Annotated in this window: 11 protein-coding genes; 3 read left to right on the top strand and 8 right to left on the bottom strand. The window is 75.5% G+C overall.

Annotated features, from left to right (window positions below):
• Positions 1-9: 9 nt before the first annotated feature.
• Both ACI784_RS03395 and ACI784_RS03400 read left to right on the top strand, forming a co-directional pair.
• Positions 10-396, top strand: a complete 387-nt coding sequence (locus ACI784_RS03395) for a phage holin family protein (protein ID WP_456921949.1) — start codon at positions 10-12, stop codon at positions 394-396.
• Positions 397-473: 77 nt separating this feature from the next.
• The gene (locus tag ACI784_RS03400) at positions 474-5414 is read left to right on the top strand and encodes an NAD-glutamate dehydrogenase (RefSeq protein WP_457012515.1); all 4941 of its coding nucleotides are present in this window, start codon (positions 474-476) and stop codon (positions 5412-5414) included.
• Between the two features lie 48 nt (positions 5415-5462).
• Here ACI784_RS03400 and ACI784_RS03405 read toward each other — a convergent pair whose 3' ends face one another.
• The 6 genes from ACI784_RS03405 to ACI784_RS03430 all read right to left on the bottom strand — a co-directional run bounded on the left by ACI784_RS03405 (position 5463) and on the right by ACI784_RS03430 (position 12980).
• A complete protein-coding gene (locus ACI784_RS03405; RefSeq protein ID WP_456921951.1) occupies positions 5463-6071 on the bottom strand; it encodes a TIGR03086 family metal-binding protein in 609 nt (202 codons plus the stop codon).
• A 146-nt stretch (positions 6072-6217) separates the two neighbouring features.
• Positions 6218-7639 carry an amidase gene (locus ACI784_RS03410; protein ID WP_456921952.1) on the bottom strand — a complete coding sequence of 474 codons (1422 nt, stop codon included), beginning with the start codon at positions 7637-7639 and terminating at the stop codon, positions 6218-6220.
• Between the two features lie 34 nt (positions 7640-7673).
• On the bottom strand, positions 7674-10253 hold the full coding sequence (locus ACI784_RS03415; protein ID WP_456921953.1) for a SpoIIE family protein phosphatase: 2580 nt from the start codon (positions 10251-10253) through the stop codon (positions 7674-7676).
• A 181-nt stretch (positions 10254-10434) separates the two neighbouring features.
• A complete protein-coding gene (yaaA, locus tag ACI784_RS03420; protein ID WP_456921954.1) occupies positions 10435-11193 on the bottom strand; it encodes a peroxide stress protein YaaA in 759 nt (252 codons plus the stop codon).
• Between the two features lie 4 nt (positions 11194-11197).
• A complete protein-coding gene (locus ACI784_RS03425; protein WP_456921955.1) occupies positions 11198-11989 on the bottom strand; it encodes an exodeoxyribonuclease III in 792 nt (263 codons plus the stop codon).
• Positions 11990-12044: 55 nt separating this feature from the next.
• Positions 12045-12980, bottom strand: coding sequence for an acyl-ACP desaturase (locus tag ACI784_RS03430; RefSeq protein WP_456921956.1), 936 nt, complete (start codon positions 12978-12980; stop codon positions 12045-12047).
• A gap of 331 nt (positions 12981-13311) precedes the next feature.
• On the opposite strand from ACI784_RS03430, the gene ACI784_RS03435 reads away from it, so the two are divergent.
• Entirely contained in the window at positions 13312-14769 is a 1458-nt protein-coding gene (locus ACI784_RS03435; RefSeq protein WP_456921957.1) for an LCP family protein, read from the top strand.
• On the opposite strand, the gene ACI784_RS03440 is transcribed toward ACI784_RS03435, so the two are convergent.
• Together ACI784_RS03440 and ACI784_RS03445 are read right to left on the bottom strand one after the other, a co-directional pair.
• Positions 14766-16373 (bottom strand): ABC transporter permease, encoded by a 1608-nt coding sequence (locus ACI784_RS03440; RefSeq protein ID WP_457012516.1) that lies wholly within the window; start codon positions 16371-16373, stop codon positions 14766-14768. The genes ACI784_RS03435 and ACI784_RS03440 overlap by 4 nt on opposite strands.
• Positions 16370-17299 carry an ABC transporter ATP-binding protein gene (locus tag ACI784_RS03445; protein WP_457012517.1) on the bottom strand — a complete coding sequence of 310 codons (930 nt, stop codon included), beginning with the start codon at positions 17297-17299 and terminating at the stop codon, positions 16370-16372. The genes ACI784_RS03440 and ACI784_RS03445 overlap by 4 nt, the downstream gene beginning before the upstream one ends.
• Positions 17300-17375 lie beyond the last annotated feature (76 nt).

Raw genomic sequence — 17375 nt, forward strand, 5'->3', positions numbered from 1 at the left:
GTGGCCGCCGTGCTGAGGTTCCTGGTCAAGGTCGTCCTCATGGCCGGCGTCTTCTATCTCGCGGTGTACGCCTACGACAACATCCTCGGTCTCACCGGGGTCGAGGTGGTGCCCAACCCGCAGGGGGCGTTGGGCGAGCCGGGTACCTGGCTGTGGATCGCGCTCGTCTTCGCGGTGGTCAACGCCATCGTCGGATCGGTCCTCCGGCTGCTGTCGCTGCCGTTCATCCTGCTCACCCTCGGCCTGTTCCTGCTCGTGGTGAACGCCGCCGTGCTCGGCATCACCGCCGCGCTCAGCGATCGGCTGCAGGTCGATGGGTTCGGTGCGGCCGTGGTGCTCGGACTGATGCTGGCCATCGGCGGCTGGTTCGTCGACCTGGTCGTCGAGAGGCGCTGACCCGGCCCCCTGCGGGGGCCCGCCGCGAGCGTGCGTCGTTGTGACGGCGCGCACTCCGCGGGCTAGCGTCAGCCGACATGGCCAGCACCATCGGCACCGCCCCGGCGACCCCGGGAGCGGGCCCCGCTGACGGCTCACCTCCGGTCGTCGCCACCGACCTGGCCGCCCTGGAGGCGGCCCGCGACGAGAAGCGACGGCTGCTGGAGCGGGCCGCCCGCGAGGCCGTCGACGCCGGCTCCGGCCTGCCCGCGGGCTGCGGTGCGGCCGACGTCCCGGCGCTGCTGCGGCGCTACTACTGGAGCGAGCCGGCCGCGGAGGTGCTCGACCAGGACCCGGCCGACCTCGCCGCGCTGGCGCTGGGTCACCTCCGGCTGGCCGAGGTCCGCCCGCAGGGGTCGGCCACCGTCTCCGTCCGGCGGCTGCCCGGCCGGGAGGGCCCGGCGGCGCGCTCCATCGTCCTGGTCGTCACCGACGACATGCCCTTCCTCGTCGACTCGGTCACCGCCGAGGTGGTCCGCCAGGGCTTCCGGCTCGAGCACGTCGTCCACCCCGTGCTGGTGGTCCGCCGGGACGTGACCGGGGCGATCCTCGCCTTCTGCGACAGTGCCTCCCCGGAGCAGTGCGGGCCCGACGCCCTGGCCGAGTCCTGGATGGCGGTGGTGCTCGACGGCCCGCTGGACGAGGAGGCCGCCGGTGACCTCGTCACCGGGCTGCGGACGGTCCTGGCCGACGTCCGGGCGGTCGACGAGGACACCGGTCGCATGCGGGCCCGCGCGCTGGAGCTGGCCGGGCGGCTGGCGGACCTGCCGCCGGCGCCCGGCGGCGACCCGGCCGACGACCCGGCCGAGGCCGCCGCCCTGCTGCGCTGGCTGACCGACGGCAACTTCGTCCTCCTCGGCGCGCGCGACGTCGAGCTGACCCACCCCCGGGGCCGGACGGCGGTGCGCGCGGTCCCGGGCAGCGGCCTCGGGGTGCTGCGCAGCGACACCGACATGGCCGCGAGCCCCGAGCTCGAGTCCGGCGGCGCGCTGCTGGCCGTCACCAAGGGCGACGCCCGCTCCACCGTGCACCGCCGCGCCTGGCTCGACGTCGTCACGGTCACGCCCCCGGCCGGCGACGGCCCGGTCCGGCAGCACCGCCTCGTGGGCCTGTTCCCCTCCACGGCCGCCGCGCACGACGTCCGCGACGTGCCGCTGGTCCGCCGGCGGGTGGCCGACGTGATCGAGGGCTCGGGCGTGCCGGCCGACAGCCACACCGGCAAGCAGCTGCTCGACGTCCTGGAGACCTATCCCCGCGACGAGCTGTTCCAGGTCGGCGCCGACCAGCTGCTGCCCGCCGCGCTGGCCGTGCTGCAGCTGCAGGAGCGCCGGCAGACGCGGCTGTTCCTGCGCCGCGACCCGGCCGACCGGTTCTGGTCGGCGCTGGTCTACCTGCCCCGCGACCGGTACACGACCGAGGTGCGGCTGGCCGTCCAGCAGCTGCTGCTCGAACGCCTCGGCGGCACCAGCATCGAGTACACCGCGTGGGTCACCGAGTCGGTGCTGGCCCGCCTGCACTTCGTCGTCCGGCCCCCGGTCACCCGCCGCGGCCGCCCGGCGCTGCAGGACGTCGACGTCGCGTCCCTGCAGGCGGCGCTGGCCGCCGTCGTCCGCAGCTGGACCGACGACCTCGCCGACGCCCTCGGCGCCCGCTACGGCGCCGACGCCGAGCGGCGCCTGGCCCGGGTCGCCGACGCCTTCCCCGCCGCCTACCAGGAGGACTTCCCCGCCTCGGTCGCCGTCGAGGACCTCGAGCGGCTCGAGGCCCTGGCCGAGCACGAGATCGGGCTGGTCCTTCGCCGCCCGCCCGCGGGGTCGGCGGCCGAGCCGCGGCTGGCCGTGTACCGGGTGGGGGAGCGGCTGCTGCTGTCCGACGTCCTGCCGATGCTGCAGCACATGGGCGTGGACGTCGTCGACGAGCGCCCGTACGAGATCGACCGGATCGGTGCGCCCCTGGCGTGGATCTACGAGTTCGGGCTGACCGCCCCGGCGGGCGAGCTGCCCTTCCCGGGGTCGCTGCCGGAGCGGTTCACCGAGGCGCTGTCGGCGGTCTGGCGCGGCGACGCCGAGGACGACGGCCTGGGCGCGCTGGTGCTGCTGGCCGGGCTCAACTGGCGCCAGGTCACCGTCGTGCGGGCCTACGTGCAGTGGCTGCGCCAGGCCGGGCTGCCCTTCGGCCAGCGCTACGTGGAGACCACGCTGGCCGCCCACCCCGACGTCGTCGCCCGGCTGGTCGCGCTGTTCGAGGCCCGGTTCTCCCCGGGTCGCGACGCCGGGCGCGCCAGTCGGCAGGAGGAGCTGGTCCGGTCGCTGCGCGAGGCGATCGGCGAGGTCGACTCCCTGGACGCCGACCGCGTGCTCACCGCCCTGCTGGCCGCCGTCACGGCCACCCAGCGGACGACGTACTACGCGATGTCCGGACCCCGGCCCACCCCGCTGGCGCTCAAGCTGCACCCGGCGGACGTGCCCGACGTGCCCCAGCCGCGGCCGGCCCGCGAGGTGTGGGTGAGCTCGCCGCGGGTGATGGGCGTGCACCTGCGCTTCGGGGCGGTGGCGCGTGGCGGGCTGCGCTGGTCCGACCGGCACGAGGACCTCCGCACCGAGGTGCTGGGCCTGGTGAAGGCGCAGATGGTGAAGAACACCGTCATCGTGCCGACCGGTGCGAAGGGCGGGTTCGTCGTCCGCAAGCCGCCGCCGGAGAGCGCCGGCCGGGACGCGTGGCTGGCCGAGGGGCAGGCCTGCTACCGGCTGTTCATCGGCGCGCTGCTGGCCCTGACCGACAACCTGGTGGAGGGCCGCGTCGTCCCGCCCGAGCGGGTGGTGCGCCACGACGGCGACGACACCTACCTGGTGGTCGCCGCCGACAAGGGCACCGCCACGTTCTCCGACCTGGCCAACGCCGTCGCGCTCGAACGCGGGTTCTGGCTCGGTGACGCCTTCGCCTCCGGCGGCTCGGTCGGCTACGACCACAAGGCGATGGGCATCACCGCCCGCGGCGCCTGGGAGTCGGTGACCCGCCACTTCCGCGAGCTCGACCTCGACGTCCAGAGCCAGGACTTCACCGTCGTGGGCATCGGCGACATGTCCGGCGACGTCTTCGGCAACGGGATGCTGCTGTCCGAGCACATCCGCCTGGTGGCCGCCTTCGACCACCGGCACGTCTTCGTCGACCCCACTCCCGACGCCGCGACGTCGTTCGCCGAGCGTCGCCGGCTGTTCGGGCTGCCGCGCTCCTCGTGGGCCGACTACGACCCGTCGCTGATCAGCCCCGGCGGAGGCGTCTGGCCGCGGACGGCGAAGTCGATCCCGGTCAGCGAGCCGATGCGCACCGCACTGGGCCTGCCGGACGGGGAGACGGCGCTGTCGCCCGTGGAGCTGGTCCGCGCGATCCTCCTGGCGCCGGCCGACCTGCTGTTCAACGGCGGCATCGGCACCTACGTCAAGGCCTCGGCCGAGAGTGCCCTCGACGTGGGGGACAAGGCCAACGACGCCGTCCGCGTCGACGGCCGCGACCTGCGCGTGCGGGTGGTGGGGGAGGGCGGCAACCTGGGCCTGACCCAGCGCGGCCGGGTGGAGTACGCCCTGGCCGGCGGGCGGATCAACACCGACGCCATCGACAACTCCGCCGGCGTCGACACCTCCGACCACGAGGTCAACATCAAGATCGCGCTGGACCGCGTGGTGGAGGCCGGCGAGCTGGACGCCGACGGCCGGGCCGAGCTGCTCGGCGAGATGACCGACGAGGTGGCGGTCGCCGTCCTCACCGACAACCACGCGCAGAACGCGACGCTCGCCGCCGAGACCGCCTCCGCGCGCAGCCTGCTCGACGCCCACCAGCGCTACCTGCGGGCGCTGGAGCGCTCCGGGCGGCTGGTGCGCAGCGTCGAGGCCCTTCCCGACGACCGCGCGATCACCGAGCGGCGCCGCGACGGGCACGCGCTGACCGGTCCGGAGCTGTCGGTGCTGCTGGCCTACGCCAAGCTGCAGACCGGGGACGCCGTGCTCGGCTCGGGCCTGCCCGACGACCCGGCGCTGGAGCACCTGCTGGTCGAGTACTTCCCGGCCGAGCTGCGCCGCCGCTTCCCCTCGGCGGTCGGCGGCCATCCGCTGCGGCGGGAGATCGTGGCCACCGCGCTCACCAACCGGGCCGTCAACGTCGCCGGCGTCACCGGCCTGTTCCGGCTGGTCGAGGAGACCGGGGTGCCGCTGGCCGGGGTCGTGCGGGCGCACGCCGTGGCCCGCGCGGTGTTCGAGGTGGACCGGCTCTGGGACGCCGTCCGGCCGCTGGACAACCGCGTCTCGGCGGCCACCCAGGTGGAGCTGCGCACCGAGGCCACCCGGCTGGCCGAGCGCGCGACCCGCTGGCTGCTCGGGCTGGCCGAGCTCGCCGCGGAGGACGGCGCGCCGATCGGCGAGGTGGCCGACCGGTTCGCCGTCCCGGTGGCCACCGTGCGGGCCGGGCTGCCGTCGTGGCTGCTGGGCGCCGAGGCCGCCGCCTACGCCGAGCGGGCCGCCCGGCTGCAGGAGGTGGGGGTGCCCGGGGCGCTGGCGGCGGAGGTCGCCGCGGCGCCGCTGCTGCCGGCCGCCCTCGACCTCGCCGTCGTGGCCGAGCGCACCGGCGCCCCGATCGCCCTCGCCGGGCAGGTGCAGCAGTGCCTGGCCGAGCGGCTGGCGCTGGTGCCGCTGCGCGAGCTGGTCATCGCGCTGCCCCGCGACCGGCGCTGGCCGTCGATGGCGCGGGCCTCGCTGCGCGACGACCTGACCGGCGAGCAGGCCGCGCTCACCGCCGAGGTGCTGACCGGGCGGCGCAGCGACGCCGAGCCCGCCGACGCGCTCCTCGCCCGGTGGGTGGGCAGCTGGGACGGCACGCAGCAGCGGGCCGCGGCCCAGCTGGTCGACATCGCCGCGGGGGACCGGCAGGAACTGGCCGAGCTGCTGGTCGCCGTGCGGACCCTCCGCGGCCTGCGCCGCCGCACCTGACGGTGTCCGCGCCTCTCCAGCCGGTGCGCTGGAGAGCCTCAGACGTGGCTAGCGCCTCGGCGTCCACGCGGGGTCGCGGCCGACCAGACCGAGGGCGCGGTCCTGCAGCGGCGCGTCGGCCGGCACCTCCACCACCGGGCCGAAGACGACGACGCCGGGCCCGAAGGCGCCGGGCTGCCGCATGACGTCGGGGATCTCCTGCAGGCCGGGCCACATGGCCTCCAGCTCGGCGGCGTCGATCGTGTCGTCCTGTCCCGTGGCGCGGGCGAGGTCCCAGCGGTGCAGCACCAGGTCCGCGCTGGGCACCCGGTCGACCAGGTCGACGCCGGCCATCGTGCCGGCGGGGCTCTGCGTCTCCCGGGCGGCCAGTCCGGGGTCGGCCAGGATCGCCTCGACCTCGGCGCGGGCGGCCCGGAAGGCGGCGAGGGGGTCCTGGTCCACGGTGGGCGCGTCCGCCGGCGTCCGGCCGTAGGGGCGCAGCGCCACGTGCTGCATGTCCACGACGTGCCGGACGACGTCCCGGGCGTCCCACCCGGCGCACGGGGATGGGCGCGACCAGGCGTCGTCGGGCACGCCGGCCGTCGTCGCCTCGAAGGCGTCCGCTCGCCGCCGGTAGCGCGCGACCACCTCGGCGAGGTGCTGTGGGTCGGGTGTCATGCCCTTCCGACCGTCGGGCGGCGCCGGACTCATCGGTGGCCGGCCTCATCGGGACACGTCGCGAGGGCGGCGACGGCGGAGTGAGGGCGGCCGTCGAGTCGCGTCTGGCTCTCTCTAGCGGCTGCGCAAGAGAGCCGTAGATCATCTCAGAGGGGTGGACGGCGCTGCCCGAACAGCGTGGCCTGCTCGAAGGCGTGACCCACCTCGAGCACCCGCCGGTCGGCCCGCGGGGCGGCGACCACCTGCAGCCCGACCGGCAGCCCGTCCGGGGTGAAGCCGGCCGGCACCGACAGCGCGGGGCACCCGGTGGGCGTGATGAGCGTGCAGGCGCGCATCCACTCCAGGTAGTTGTCGAGGGCGACGCCGCCGATCTCGGTCGGGTACTCCTGCTCCACCGGGAACGGCAGCACCTGCGTCGTCGGGGCCAGCAGCACGTCGTAGCGGTCGAAGAAGGCGACCGTGCGCTCGTAGAGGGCGGTGTGCGTCACCTCCGCCCGCGCGATGTCGGCGCCGGACAGCTTCGCGCCCATCTCGGCGTTCCAGCGGATCGACTCCTTCACCTGGTCCGGGTGCTGCCGGGCGAGCTCGGTGAAGGAGGAGTCGAACAGCCAGGCGCGGAGCGTGCCGAAGACGTCGTCGGCGCCGGTGAGGTCGGGGCAGTCGGCCTCCACCGTCGCGCCCAGCTCCTCGAACACCCCCACCGCGTCGGAGAGCACCGCCGTGATCGCGGGATCGACCCGCACCCGCCCCCCAAGGTCGGGGGCCCAGGCCACGCGCAGCCCGTCCAGCCGCTCGGGCAGCGGCGCGGCGAAGGGGGCGCCGGGGTCCCCCAGCGCGATCGGCACCCGCGGGTCCGGCCCGGCGACCGCGGACAGGGTCAGCGCGACGTCGGCCACGGTGCGGCCCATCGGGCCCTGGACCGACATCTGCGACCAGCCGATCGGCGCCGGCCAGGTCGGCACCCGCCCGGGCGTGGGACGCAGCCCGACGACGTTGCAGAACGCCGCCGGGTTGCGCAGCGACCCGCCCATGTCGCTGCCCTCCGCGAGCGGCACGAAGCCGGCGGCCAGCGCCGCGGCGGCACCGCCGCTGGACCCGCCGGCCGACAGCCCGTGCCGGTAGGGGTTGTGGGTGACGCCGAAGAGCGTGTTGAAGGTGTGCGAGCCGGCGGCGAACTCCGGGGTGTTGGTCTTGCCGACCCGGACCGCGCCGGCCGCCCGCATGCGGGCGACGATGAGCTCGTCCTCGGCGGGCACGGTGTCGGCGTGCAGCGGCGAGCCCCACGTCGTCCGCATGCCGGCCGTGGCGTGGGTGTCCTTGTGCGCCACCGGCAGGCCGTGCAGCGGCCCGACCTCCCCGCCGGCGGCCAGGGCGGCGTCCGCGGCGTCGGCGGCGGCACGGGCTCCCTCGGCGTCGAGGGTGACGATCGCGTTGACCCGGGGGTCGAGCCGCTCGATGCGCTCCAGGCAGGCGTCGGTCAGCTCACGCGCCGACAGCTGCCGTGAGCGGATCAGTGCGGCCAGCTCCGTCGCGGGGCGCAGGCACAGCTCGTCAGTGGTGGCGGTCACCGGACGAGGTTGCCACAAGGGCGGCACCCCGCGGTCAGGTCGTCGCCGGTTCCTCCGGGACGACGTCCGGCACGACGTTGGGGCCCGCCTCGGGGGGCCGCGGGCGGTCCTGCGGGTGCAGCCGGACGGCGACGAGCGCGACGTCGTCCTCGGGGCGGCCGCCGACCAGCCGCTGGACCACCTCGGTGAGCATGTCCTGGAGCGGCAGCTCGGCCAGCTCCGACAGGGCCTCGCGCAGCCGGAGCATCCCGGCGTCGAGGTCGGCGTCGCGGCGCTCCACCAGCCCGTCGGTGAACAGCAGCACGGTGGCGCCCCGGTCGAGGGTCACCACGGACTCCTGGCGCTGCACCTCGGAGTCGACGCCGAGCAGCAGGTCGCCGCGCCAGGAGGCCAGCTCGGCGACGCTGCCGTCGGGGTTGATCACCAGCGGCGGCAGGTGGCCGGCGTTGGCCCAGCGCATGCGGGTGACGCCGCGCTCCCGCTCGCCGGGGGTCTGCTCGAACCGGGCCACGGCCGCGGTCGCCAGCACCCGGGTCTGCAGCACCGCCATCGAGGCGTCCAGCCCGCGCAGCACCTCGGCCGGCGGGGCGTCGCTGTAGGTGGCGATGCCCCGCAGCAGCCCGCGCAGCTGCCCCATGGCCGCGGCCGCCTCGGTGTCGTGGCCGACGACGTCGCCGATGACCAGCATCGTGGCGCCGCACGGCTGGAGGAACGCGTCGTACCAGTCGCCGCCGACCCGGGCCGCCTCGACGGCGGGCTGGTAGCGGACGGCGATCTCCGCGTGGTCCGGCTCCGGCGGCTCGGTGAGCAGGCTGCGCTGCAGGCCCTCGGCCAGCTGTTCCTGCTGGGCGTAGAGCTGGGCGTTGTCCAGGGCCAGCCCGGCGCGGTCGGCGACGTCCTGGGCGACGGCGACGTCCTCGGGGGTGGGGGCGTGCCCGTCGGCGTAGAAGAGGGTGAGCAGGCCGACCGTTCGGCCGCCGCGGGCCCGCAGGGGGAGCGCCACCTCGGTGGTCGGCGCGAGGACCGCCAGGAGCTCCTTGGCGCGGCCGGGGGGCAGCACGTCGAGGACGTCGTCGCCCGCGAAGGTGACCGCCTCCCCGGTGTGCAGCGCCCGGGCGACCGGGGCGCTGACCGGCATGACGTCCATGCGGACCTCGGCGTACCGCTCGAGGACCGGGCGGCTGGCGGGGTCGACGTGCCAGCTGCCCACGTCGCGGGGCCGGCCGTCGGCGTCGATGACGGTGAGCACGCAGAAGTCGCTCAGGGCCGGGACCACCAGGCGGGGGAGGCGGCCGGTGGCGGCCTCGACGTCCAGGGTGCTGGCGAGCTCGGCGCTCACCTGCGCGAGCAGGGCCAGCCGCTGGGCGGACCGCTCGGCCCGCTCCCGCACCCGCCGCCGCTCGGTGACCTCCAGGAAGTAGACCGACAGCCCCTCGGGGGTCGGCCACGCGCGCAGCTCGTACCAGCCGTCCAGCGGCGGGGGGTAGTACGCGTCGAAGTGCACCGGCCGCCCCGTCCGGACGGCGTTGCGGTAGCTGTCCTCGAAGATGCTGCTGGTGGCGGCGGGGAAGGCCGCCCACAGCACCTCGCCGAGCAGCTCCTCGCGGGAGCGCCCCAGCAGCCGCTCGGCCTCGGCGTTCACGTGGGTGAACCGCCACTCGTGGTCCAGCGAGTAGAAGCCGGCCGGCATCGCCTCCAGCACGCGGGTCACCCGGGCCTGGGCGGTGCGGTCGTCGGTGGAGTCGTACGCGGCGCCCAGCACCCGCACCGCCCGCCCGGAGGCGTCGGTGAGCGCCCGGCCGCGGGCGAACACCCAGCGCGTGGTGCCGTCCGGGCGGACCACCCGGTACTCGGCCTCGTACTCCCCGCCGGTCTCGATCGACACGCGCAGGGCCTCGGAGACCCGCGGCAGGTCGTTGGGGTGCAGGCGGCGGTTGAACGCGTCGATCGTGCCGTCGAAGTCCTCGTCGGTGTAACCGAACGTGGCCAGCAGCGGCGCGTCCCAGACGAGCTCGCCGGTGCGCAGGTCCCAGTCGAAGGTGGCGACCCTGCCGGCGTCCATGGCCAGCGACCAGCGCAGCCGCTGGCGCTCCTGCTCGCCGATCAGGGCCGCGTACTCGAGCTCGGTCACCGCGAGGTCGGCGAGGTGGCGCAGGGTCGCCACGTCGGCGGCGGACCACGCGTGCGGCTCGACGTCGAAGACGCAGAGGACGCCGACGACGAGGCCGCCCTCCCCGGTCAGCGGCACGCCCAGGTAGGCGCCCACCACGCCGGAGGTGACCGGGTCGAGGGCGCCGAGCTGGTCGTCGGCGCGCGCGTCGGGGACCACCAGCGGGGTGCCGAGCGCGGCCGCGAGGGCGCAGGGGGACTGGTCCAGCGGGGAGACCTGACCGCGGCCGCCCGGGGGCACGCCCGCGATCCCGGCGATCGTGTGGGCGTCGTCCAGGATGGAGATCTGGGCGGACGGGACGTGCAGCAGCCGCGTGGCCAGCTCGACGATCCGGTCGAGGGCGGCGGTGCCGCCCTCCGGTGTCCGCAGCCGTCGCGCCGCCCGGACGCGCGCGGGGTCGCTGCGCAGCTCGACGGCGGCCTGGGCAGCGTCGAGCGCGCGCACGGCGCTCGCACGCCGCGGGATTCCCTCCACCGCAACCCTTCTCATCCGGCCCTCCGGCCGGGCACGGCGCGCGGGCCCCGGCTGTTGGAGCCCCTCGCGCCCCCGCAGTTATGCCACCCGGAACGCCATCGGGCAAGGAAAGCTGACCCAGATCACTGCCCGTGTCACGCTCCGTGTCCGCTCAGCGAGTCACGTGCTCGGCCGGGACGACGAGCGTGAGCGCGGTGGCGCGGTCGTGTTCCACGTGCAACCCCGCCCGGCGCAGCAGCGCCCGCAGCCGGACGACGTCCCCCGGCTCGGCCGTCGTGGTGGCCAGCAGTCGCGCGACCCGGCCCTTGTGCGCCTTGTTGAAGTGGCTGACCACCGAGCGGGTGCCGTCCGGCCGCTCGCTCAGCACGTCGACGGTCACCGCGCCCGGCACCGGTGCCAGGGCGGCGTAGGACCCGCTGCGCAGGTCGACGACGAGCTCGTCCACGGCGGCCAGCACCGGACCGAGCACCGGCTTCCACAGCGCCCGCAGCGTCGGCTGCCCCGGCAGGGCCGAGCCCGCCGAGAGCCGGTAGGCCGGGATGGCGTCCGTGCCGCGGACCAGCCCGAACAGGGCCGAGCCGACGGCCAGCCGCCGGTCCGCCCGCGCCCGCTGCGCGCAGGTCAGCGAGCGCACGTCCAGCGCGTCGTACAGGACGCCGGTGTAGCGCTCCAGCGCCGGCGCCGTCGGGCTGGTGAGCAGTGCGGCGTTGCGCGCGATCTCGTCGTCCTGCTTCGGGGAGAGCCCGAGCGCGGCCCGGGAGGCGGGGACGTCGGCGGCGAGGTCGGCGAGGGTCTTCGTCAGCTCGGTGCGGACCGGCGTGAGCTCGGGGGAGGACAGCGCGTCGAGGTCGAGCGGGGCGCCGTCCCCGCCCGGCGCCTTGGTCTCCGACGGCGGGAGGAGCACCAGCACGCCGCTACTCGCCCAGCTCGACGACGACCGGCGCGTGGTCGCTGGCGCCCTTGCCCTTGCGCTCCTCGCGGTCGATGCGGGCACCGGTCGTGCGCGCGGCCAGCGCGGGGGAGCCGAGGACGAAGTCGATCCGCATGCCCTCACGGCGGGGGAAGCGCAGCTGCGTGTAGTCCCAGTACGTGTAGACGCCGGGGCCGGGGGTGTGCGGCCGGACCACGTCGGCGTACCCGGCGTCGACGATCGCCCGGAACGCGGCCCGCTCGGGCTCGGAGACGTGCGTGGAGTGCGCGAAGACCCGCATGTCCCACACGTCGTCGTCCTGCGGGGCGATGTTCCAGTCGCCGACCAGGGCGACCTGTGCGTCGGCGTCCTCGGCCAGCCACCCGGACGCCGTCGTCCGCAGGGCGTCGAGCCACTGCAGCTTGTACTGGTAGTGCGGGTCGGTCAGCGTGCGGCCGTTGGGCACGTAGAGGCTCCACACCCGCACCCCGCCGCAGGTGGCGCCGAGCGCACGGGCCTCGGACTGCTCGTCGTCCCCCCAGCAGGGCTGGCCCGGGAAGCCGATCTGGACGTCGTCCAGGCCGACCCGCGACAGCACCGCCACGCCGTTCCACTGCGAGTAGCCCACGTGCGCGACCTGGTAACCGAGGTCGGTGAAGCGGGACTCGGGGAACTGGTCGTCGCGGCACTTGGTCTCCTGCAGCGCGAGGACGTCGACGTCCGAGCGCTCCAGGAAGGCGGCCACCCGGTCGGCGCGGCTGCGGATGGAGTTCACGTTCCAGGTCGCGATGCGCACGTGGGACGACGATACGGAGTGACACGAGTGTGGTTCCCGCGCCGTGGCACTCCGCTCAGGCGTTGCGGGCGGCCTCGCGGGCGCGCATCCGCTCCCGGCTCTCGACGAAGCGGGTCGCCTGCGCGTCCAGCCCGGCCAGGAAGGCGGCGAGCTCCTCGCGGGCCTTCTCGCCCGCCGGCCCGAGGTCGGTGCGCTCGAACACCTTCCAGGCGCGCAGCACCGGGCTGACCACCTCGTCGTGGTGCAGCCGCAGGTCGTAGATGCCGGCCTTGGCGATGATCATCGAGTTCTTCCGGAAGCCGGTCATCGTGGCGCCGGGCATCTCGAAGCCCACGACCTCCCGGGTCACCGCCTGCATGGCGAGGTCGGGGTCGATGTCGAACGCCGCGGCCATCAGGTTCCGGTAGAAGACCATGTGCAGGTTCTCGTCCGTGGCGATGCGGGCCAGCAGCCTGTCGGCGATCGGGTCGCCGGTGGCGCGGCCGGTGTTGCGGTGCGAGACGCGGGTGGCCAGCTCCTGGAACGACACGTAGGCCACCGCCTCCAGCGGCGTCTTGTCGCCGGAGTCGTAGCCGAGGGTCATGTAGTCCATCCGCGCCCGCTCCAGCGCGACCGGGTCCACGCCGCGGGTGACGACGAGGTAGTCGCGTAGCGCGACCCCGTGCCGGTTCTCCTCCGCCGTCCACCGGCCGACCCACTGCCCCCAGGCGCCGTCCCGGCCGAACCGGGTGGCGATCTCCCGGTGGTAGCTGGGCAGGTTGTCCTCGGTGAGCAGGTTCACGAACATCGCCGCCTTGGCGGCCTCGTCGAGCCGCGACTGCTCGGGCGACCAGTCCTCGCCGCCGAGGAAGGCGAAGTTCCGGCCCTCGTCCCAGGGCACGTAGTCGTGCGGGTGCCACTCCTTGGCCACGCCGATGTGGCGGTCCAGGTTCTGCGCGACCACCGGCTCGAGCTCGTGCAACACCGCCGCGTGCGGGGACGTCTGGGACATGGGGACCTCCGGGCGACTCGAGCTGCGACCCACGCCGTAGCCAGGCGCCAGCCTGCACCTGTGGGTGCCCCGCCGGGACACCGGACACGCATCCCGTGCCCTCCGATCGGGTGTACCGGCATCTGGGGCCGGACGGACGGGCGGTACGGGTGGTGCAGGAGTGGGAGCATGGCCGCGTGACCGGGTTCTGCCGCACGGGGGCGTGCACATGAGCGAGTGGGACGAGACCCGTCCCATCGGCCCGTCGAGGCCGCTCCCGCCACCACCGGACAGCCCCGGACGTGCGCGCCGGCGGGAGGGGCGCCGGTTCCGCTCCGCCCTCGCCTGGACGGTGGCCGGTGCCGTAGTCCCGGGGACGGCGTTCCTCGCGGCCGGCCGCCGCGTGCTCGGCGCGGTCACGCTGCTGCTGTTCCTGGCCCTCGTCGGTGGCGGGGCCTGGCTGGCCACGGCCGGCCGGCGCACCGCCGTCCGGATCGCCGTCGACTCGCACTGGCTGGGCTGGGTGCTCGGCGGCGTCGTCGTGGTGGCCCTGCTGTGGGTGCTGGTCGTCGTCGCCGGCTACCGGATGCTGCTGCCGCGGCCCACGTCGGGGTGGCGGCACGCGCTCGGCGCCGCGGTCGTCCTCGCGCTGGTGGCCGGCATCGTCTACCCCGCCTACACGGCCGTCCAGGTGGCGGCGGCGCAGCGCGGCCTGCTCGACGACGTGTTCGCCGACCGCGAGTCGGCGACCGTGGTGGACACCCCCGACCCGTTCGGCGACAAGGAGCGGGTCAACGTGCTCCTGCTCGGCGGGGACGGCGGGGAGGGCCGCGAGGGGGTGCGCACCGACACCGTCATCGTGGCCAGCATCGCCACCGACACCGGCGAGACGACGCTGTTCAGCCTGCCCCGCAACCTGCAGGACCTCCCGTTCCCCGCCGACAGCCCGCTGGCCGAGGCCTACCCCGACGGGTTCGAGGGCAGCAACGAGAGCGAGGGCCTGCTCAACGCCGTCTACCGCAACGGGCCGGCGGCGTTCCCCGACATCCTCGGCCGCACCGACGACCCGGGCGCGGACTTCCTCAAGCTCGGCGTCGGCGAGGCGCTCGGGCTGGACATCGACTACTTCGTGCTGGTCAACCTCGACGGGTTCAGCAAGCTGGTCGACGCGCTCGGCGGCATCACCGTCAACGTCAACTACTACGTGCCGATCAACGGGGACCCGGGCACCGGCGAGCTGCCCGACGACTACATCGACCCCGGTCCGAGCCAGCACATGGACGGCGACCGCGCGCTGCAGTTCTCCCGCGGGCGCTTCGGGCTCACCGACTACGACCGGATGGCCCGGCAGCGCTGCACCATCTCGGCGATCATCGACGCGGCCGACCCGGTGACCCTGCTGCAGCGCTACCAGGACCTCGCGGCGACCACGCAGGACATCGTCAGCACCGACGTCCCGCGGTCGGCCCTCGACGACTTCGTGGACCTGGCGTGGCTGGTCAAGGACTCCGAGGTGCGCAGCGTCGTCTTCGACACCAGCGTCATCGACCCGGCCTACCCCGACTACGACCTGGTGCGCCAGGTCGTCTCCGACGCCCTGGACCCGCCGGCGCCGGCGGACGACGCCCCCGACGGCACCCCAGCCCCGAGCGGCGAGCCCGCCCCCGAGGCCGGCACGACCCCGCCGCCCCCGGGGACCCCCGAGGGCGACGCCGAGACCGTCACCGAGGTCGGCGACGCCTGCGCCTACGACCCGGCCCAGGCCGCCGAGGCGCGCGCGGCCGGCGAGCCCCCGAACAAGGCGGACTAACCGACGACGAGGTCGCGGCGGCGGAAGCCGGCCAGGCCCGCCGCGAGCAGCACGAGGGCGACGAGCGTGAGCGCCGCGGCCGGGCCGGTCGCCCACGGCTCGCCCGGCCCGGCCGGGGTCCACGACAGCGGCGACAGGTCGTCGACCCAGGACGGCCAGTCCAGCGACCGGGCGAACAGGGTCACCACGACCACGTAGGCCACCCAGCCCCAGGTCACGGCCGTCGCGGCCCGCGGCAGCACGCCGACGAGCAGCGTGGCGACGGCGGCGAACACCCACACGTCGGGCAGGTGGCCCAGGGCCGCCTCCAGCACCCGGACGGTCAGCGCAGGATCCCCCGTGGCCGCCGCGGCGGACAGCCCCATGACCAGCCCGGCCGCGACCAGCACGGCGGTCGACCCCAGCAGCGCCACCGCCGCGTGGCTGCCCAGCCAGGCCGGGCGGCTCGTGGCGGTGGCGAGCACCGGCTCGGCCCGGCCCGCGGCCTCCTCCGAGCGGGCGCGAAGGGCCGCGGAGACGGCGTAGGCCCCGGTGACGAGCACGACCATGCCGAGCGTGACACCGAGGTAGGCGTCGACCAGCCCGGCCGTGGACAGGTCGGGCAGGAAGGTCTCCGCGGCGGGGTTGTCGCCCAGCAGCGTCTGCACCGACCCGGCGATCGACCCGTAGACCGCCCCCAGCGCGACCAGCCCGACGGCCCAGCCGAGCAGCGCGCCCCGGTGCAGCCGGCCGGCCAGGCCCCAGGCGGAGCCGAGCGCCCGGGAGGCGGAGGCGGCGCCGGGCCGGGGGCTCACGATCCCGGCACCGAGGTCGCGCCGGTCGAGCAGGGTGCGGGCGGCGGCCAGCAGGACGACGGCCCCGGCCAGGCACAGCAGCAGCGGCCACCAGCGGTCGTCGGAGAACGGGTGCGTCGCCTGGGCCCAGCCGACGGGGGACAGCCACGACAGGCCGTCGTCCCGGATGTCACCGACGGCGCGCACCGCGAAGGCGACACCGAAGACCGCGAGCACGATGCCGTAGCCGGCGCGGGCCGAGCCGCTCACCTGGGCGGCCACGGCGGCGACGGCGGCGAAGACCAGGCCGGCGGCCCCGACCGAGGCGCCGAGCAGGAACGACCCCCCGGACGGCAGGCCGGTGGCCACGCCCGCCGCACCGATGGCGACCGCGAGCGCGGCGCAGCCCAGCGCGGCCAGGCCCACCCCGGCCAGCAGCGGTGCGTGCCGGCCGACCCGCGCCGCCCGCGCCAGCTCGGTGCGGCCGGCCTCCTCGTCGGCGCGGGTGTGCCGGATCGTGGTGGACATGGCCATCAGCGTGGCGACGAGGGCCAGCGTGAACGAGATCTCGAACGCCACCGCGCCGGCCACCGTCCCCAGCCCGACCGGCGGGCCGGACAGCGCGATCGTGGCCGCGTTGCTGCCCACCGAGGCGCGGTAGGCGGCCAGGGCCTCCGGGGTGTCGTAGAACGCCTGGCTGCCGAGTGACTGCTGGGCCATCAGCCCCGCGCCGACCGCCACCCAGACGGCGAGGCGGACGCGGTCCCGGCGCAGCGCGAACCGCAGCAGCGTGCCCGTGCCCGCCTGCAGCGACGGGTCGACGGCGATCACGGCCGCACCGCCTCCGGCGCGCGCCCGACGCCGTCCTCGGCGAGCTCCTCGCCGTAGTGGCGGAGGAAGAGCTCCTCGAGGGTCGGCGGGGCACTGGCCAGGGCCCGGATGCCGAACCCGGTCAGGTGCCGGACGGCGCCGTCCAGGGCGTCGGTGTCGACGTCGAACCGGACGCGGCCGTCGCCGTGGGCCAGGTCGTGGACGCCGGGGAGCCCCTCCAGCCCGGTGACCGGCCGCGCCGTCTCCACCGTGATCGACGTGCGGGTGAGGTGGCGCAGCTCGGCCAGGCTGCCGCTCTGCACCGTCCGGCCGTGCCGGATGATGCTCACCCGGTCGCACAGGGCCTCGGCCTCGGCGAGGATGTGGCTGGACAGCAGCACGGTGCGCCCCGCGTCGCGCAGGCGGCGCACCTCGTCCTGGAACACCGCCTCCATGAGCGGGTCGAGGCCGGACGTCGGCTCGTCCAGCACGTACAGCTCGGCGTCCGAGGCGAGGGCGGCCACCAGGGCGACCTTCTGCCGGTTGCCCTTGGAGTAGGTGCGCGCCTTCTTGCGCGGGTCGAGGTCGAAGTGCTCCAGCAGCTCGGCGCGGCGGGCCGGGTCGAGCCCGCCCTGCAGCCGCCCGAGCAGGTCGATGGCCTCCCCGCCGGTGATGCCGGGCCAGAGGGTGACGTCGCCGGGCACGTAGGCCAGCCGGCGGTGCAGCGTGACGGCGTCGGCCCAGGGGTCGCCGCCGAGCAGTCGCACGCGGCCGGCGTCGGCGCGCAGCAGCCCCAGGAGCACGCGGATGGTCGTGGACTTGCCGGAGCCGTTGGGCCCGAGGAAGCCGTGCACCTCGCCGGTGGCCACCTCGAGGTCGAGGCCGTCGAGGGCGCGCGTGGTGCCGAAGGTCTTGACGAGTCCGGAGGTCGAGATCGCACTCTCCATGGCGCGGAACCTACACACATTTCACGATGTTGTGAATCATGTTGACCGTGCTTATCGTGATCGTCACCGGCGGCGA

It is taken from the genome of Geodermatophilus sp. SYSU D01186 (assembly GCF_054050215.1).

What these genes read in the sequence shown, in the direction of transcription:
- ACI784_RS03400 (WP_457012515.1), top strand. Translation starts at nt 474, where the DNA reads ATGGCCAGCACCATCGGCACCGCCCCGGCGACCCCGGGAGCGGGCCCC.
- ACI784_RS03405 (WP_456921951.1), bottom strand. Translation starts at nt 6,071, where the DNA reads ATGACACCCGACCCACAGCACCTCGCCGAGGTGGTCGCGCGCTACCGG.
- ACI784_RS03430 (WP_456921956.1), bottom strand. Translation starts at nt 12,980, where the DNA reads ATGTCCCAGACGTCCCCGCACGCGGCGGTGTTGCACGAGCTCGAGCCG.
- ACI784_RS03445 (WP_457012517.1), bottom strand. Translation starts at nt 17,299, where the DNA reads ATGGAGAGTGCGATCTCGACCTCCGGACTCGTCAAGACCTTCGGCACC.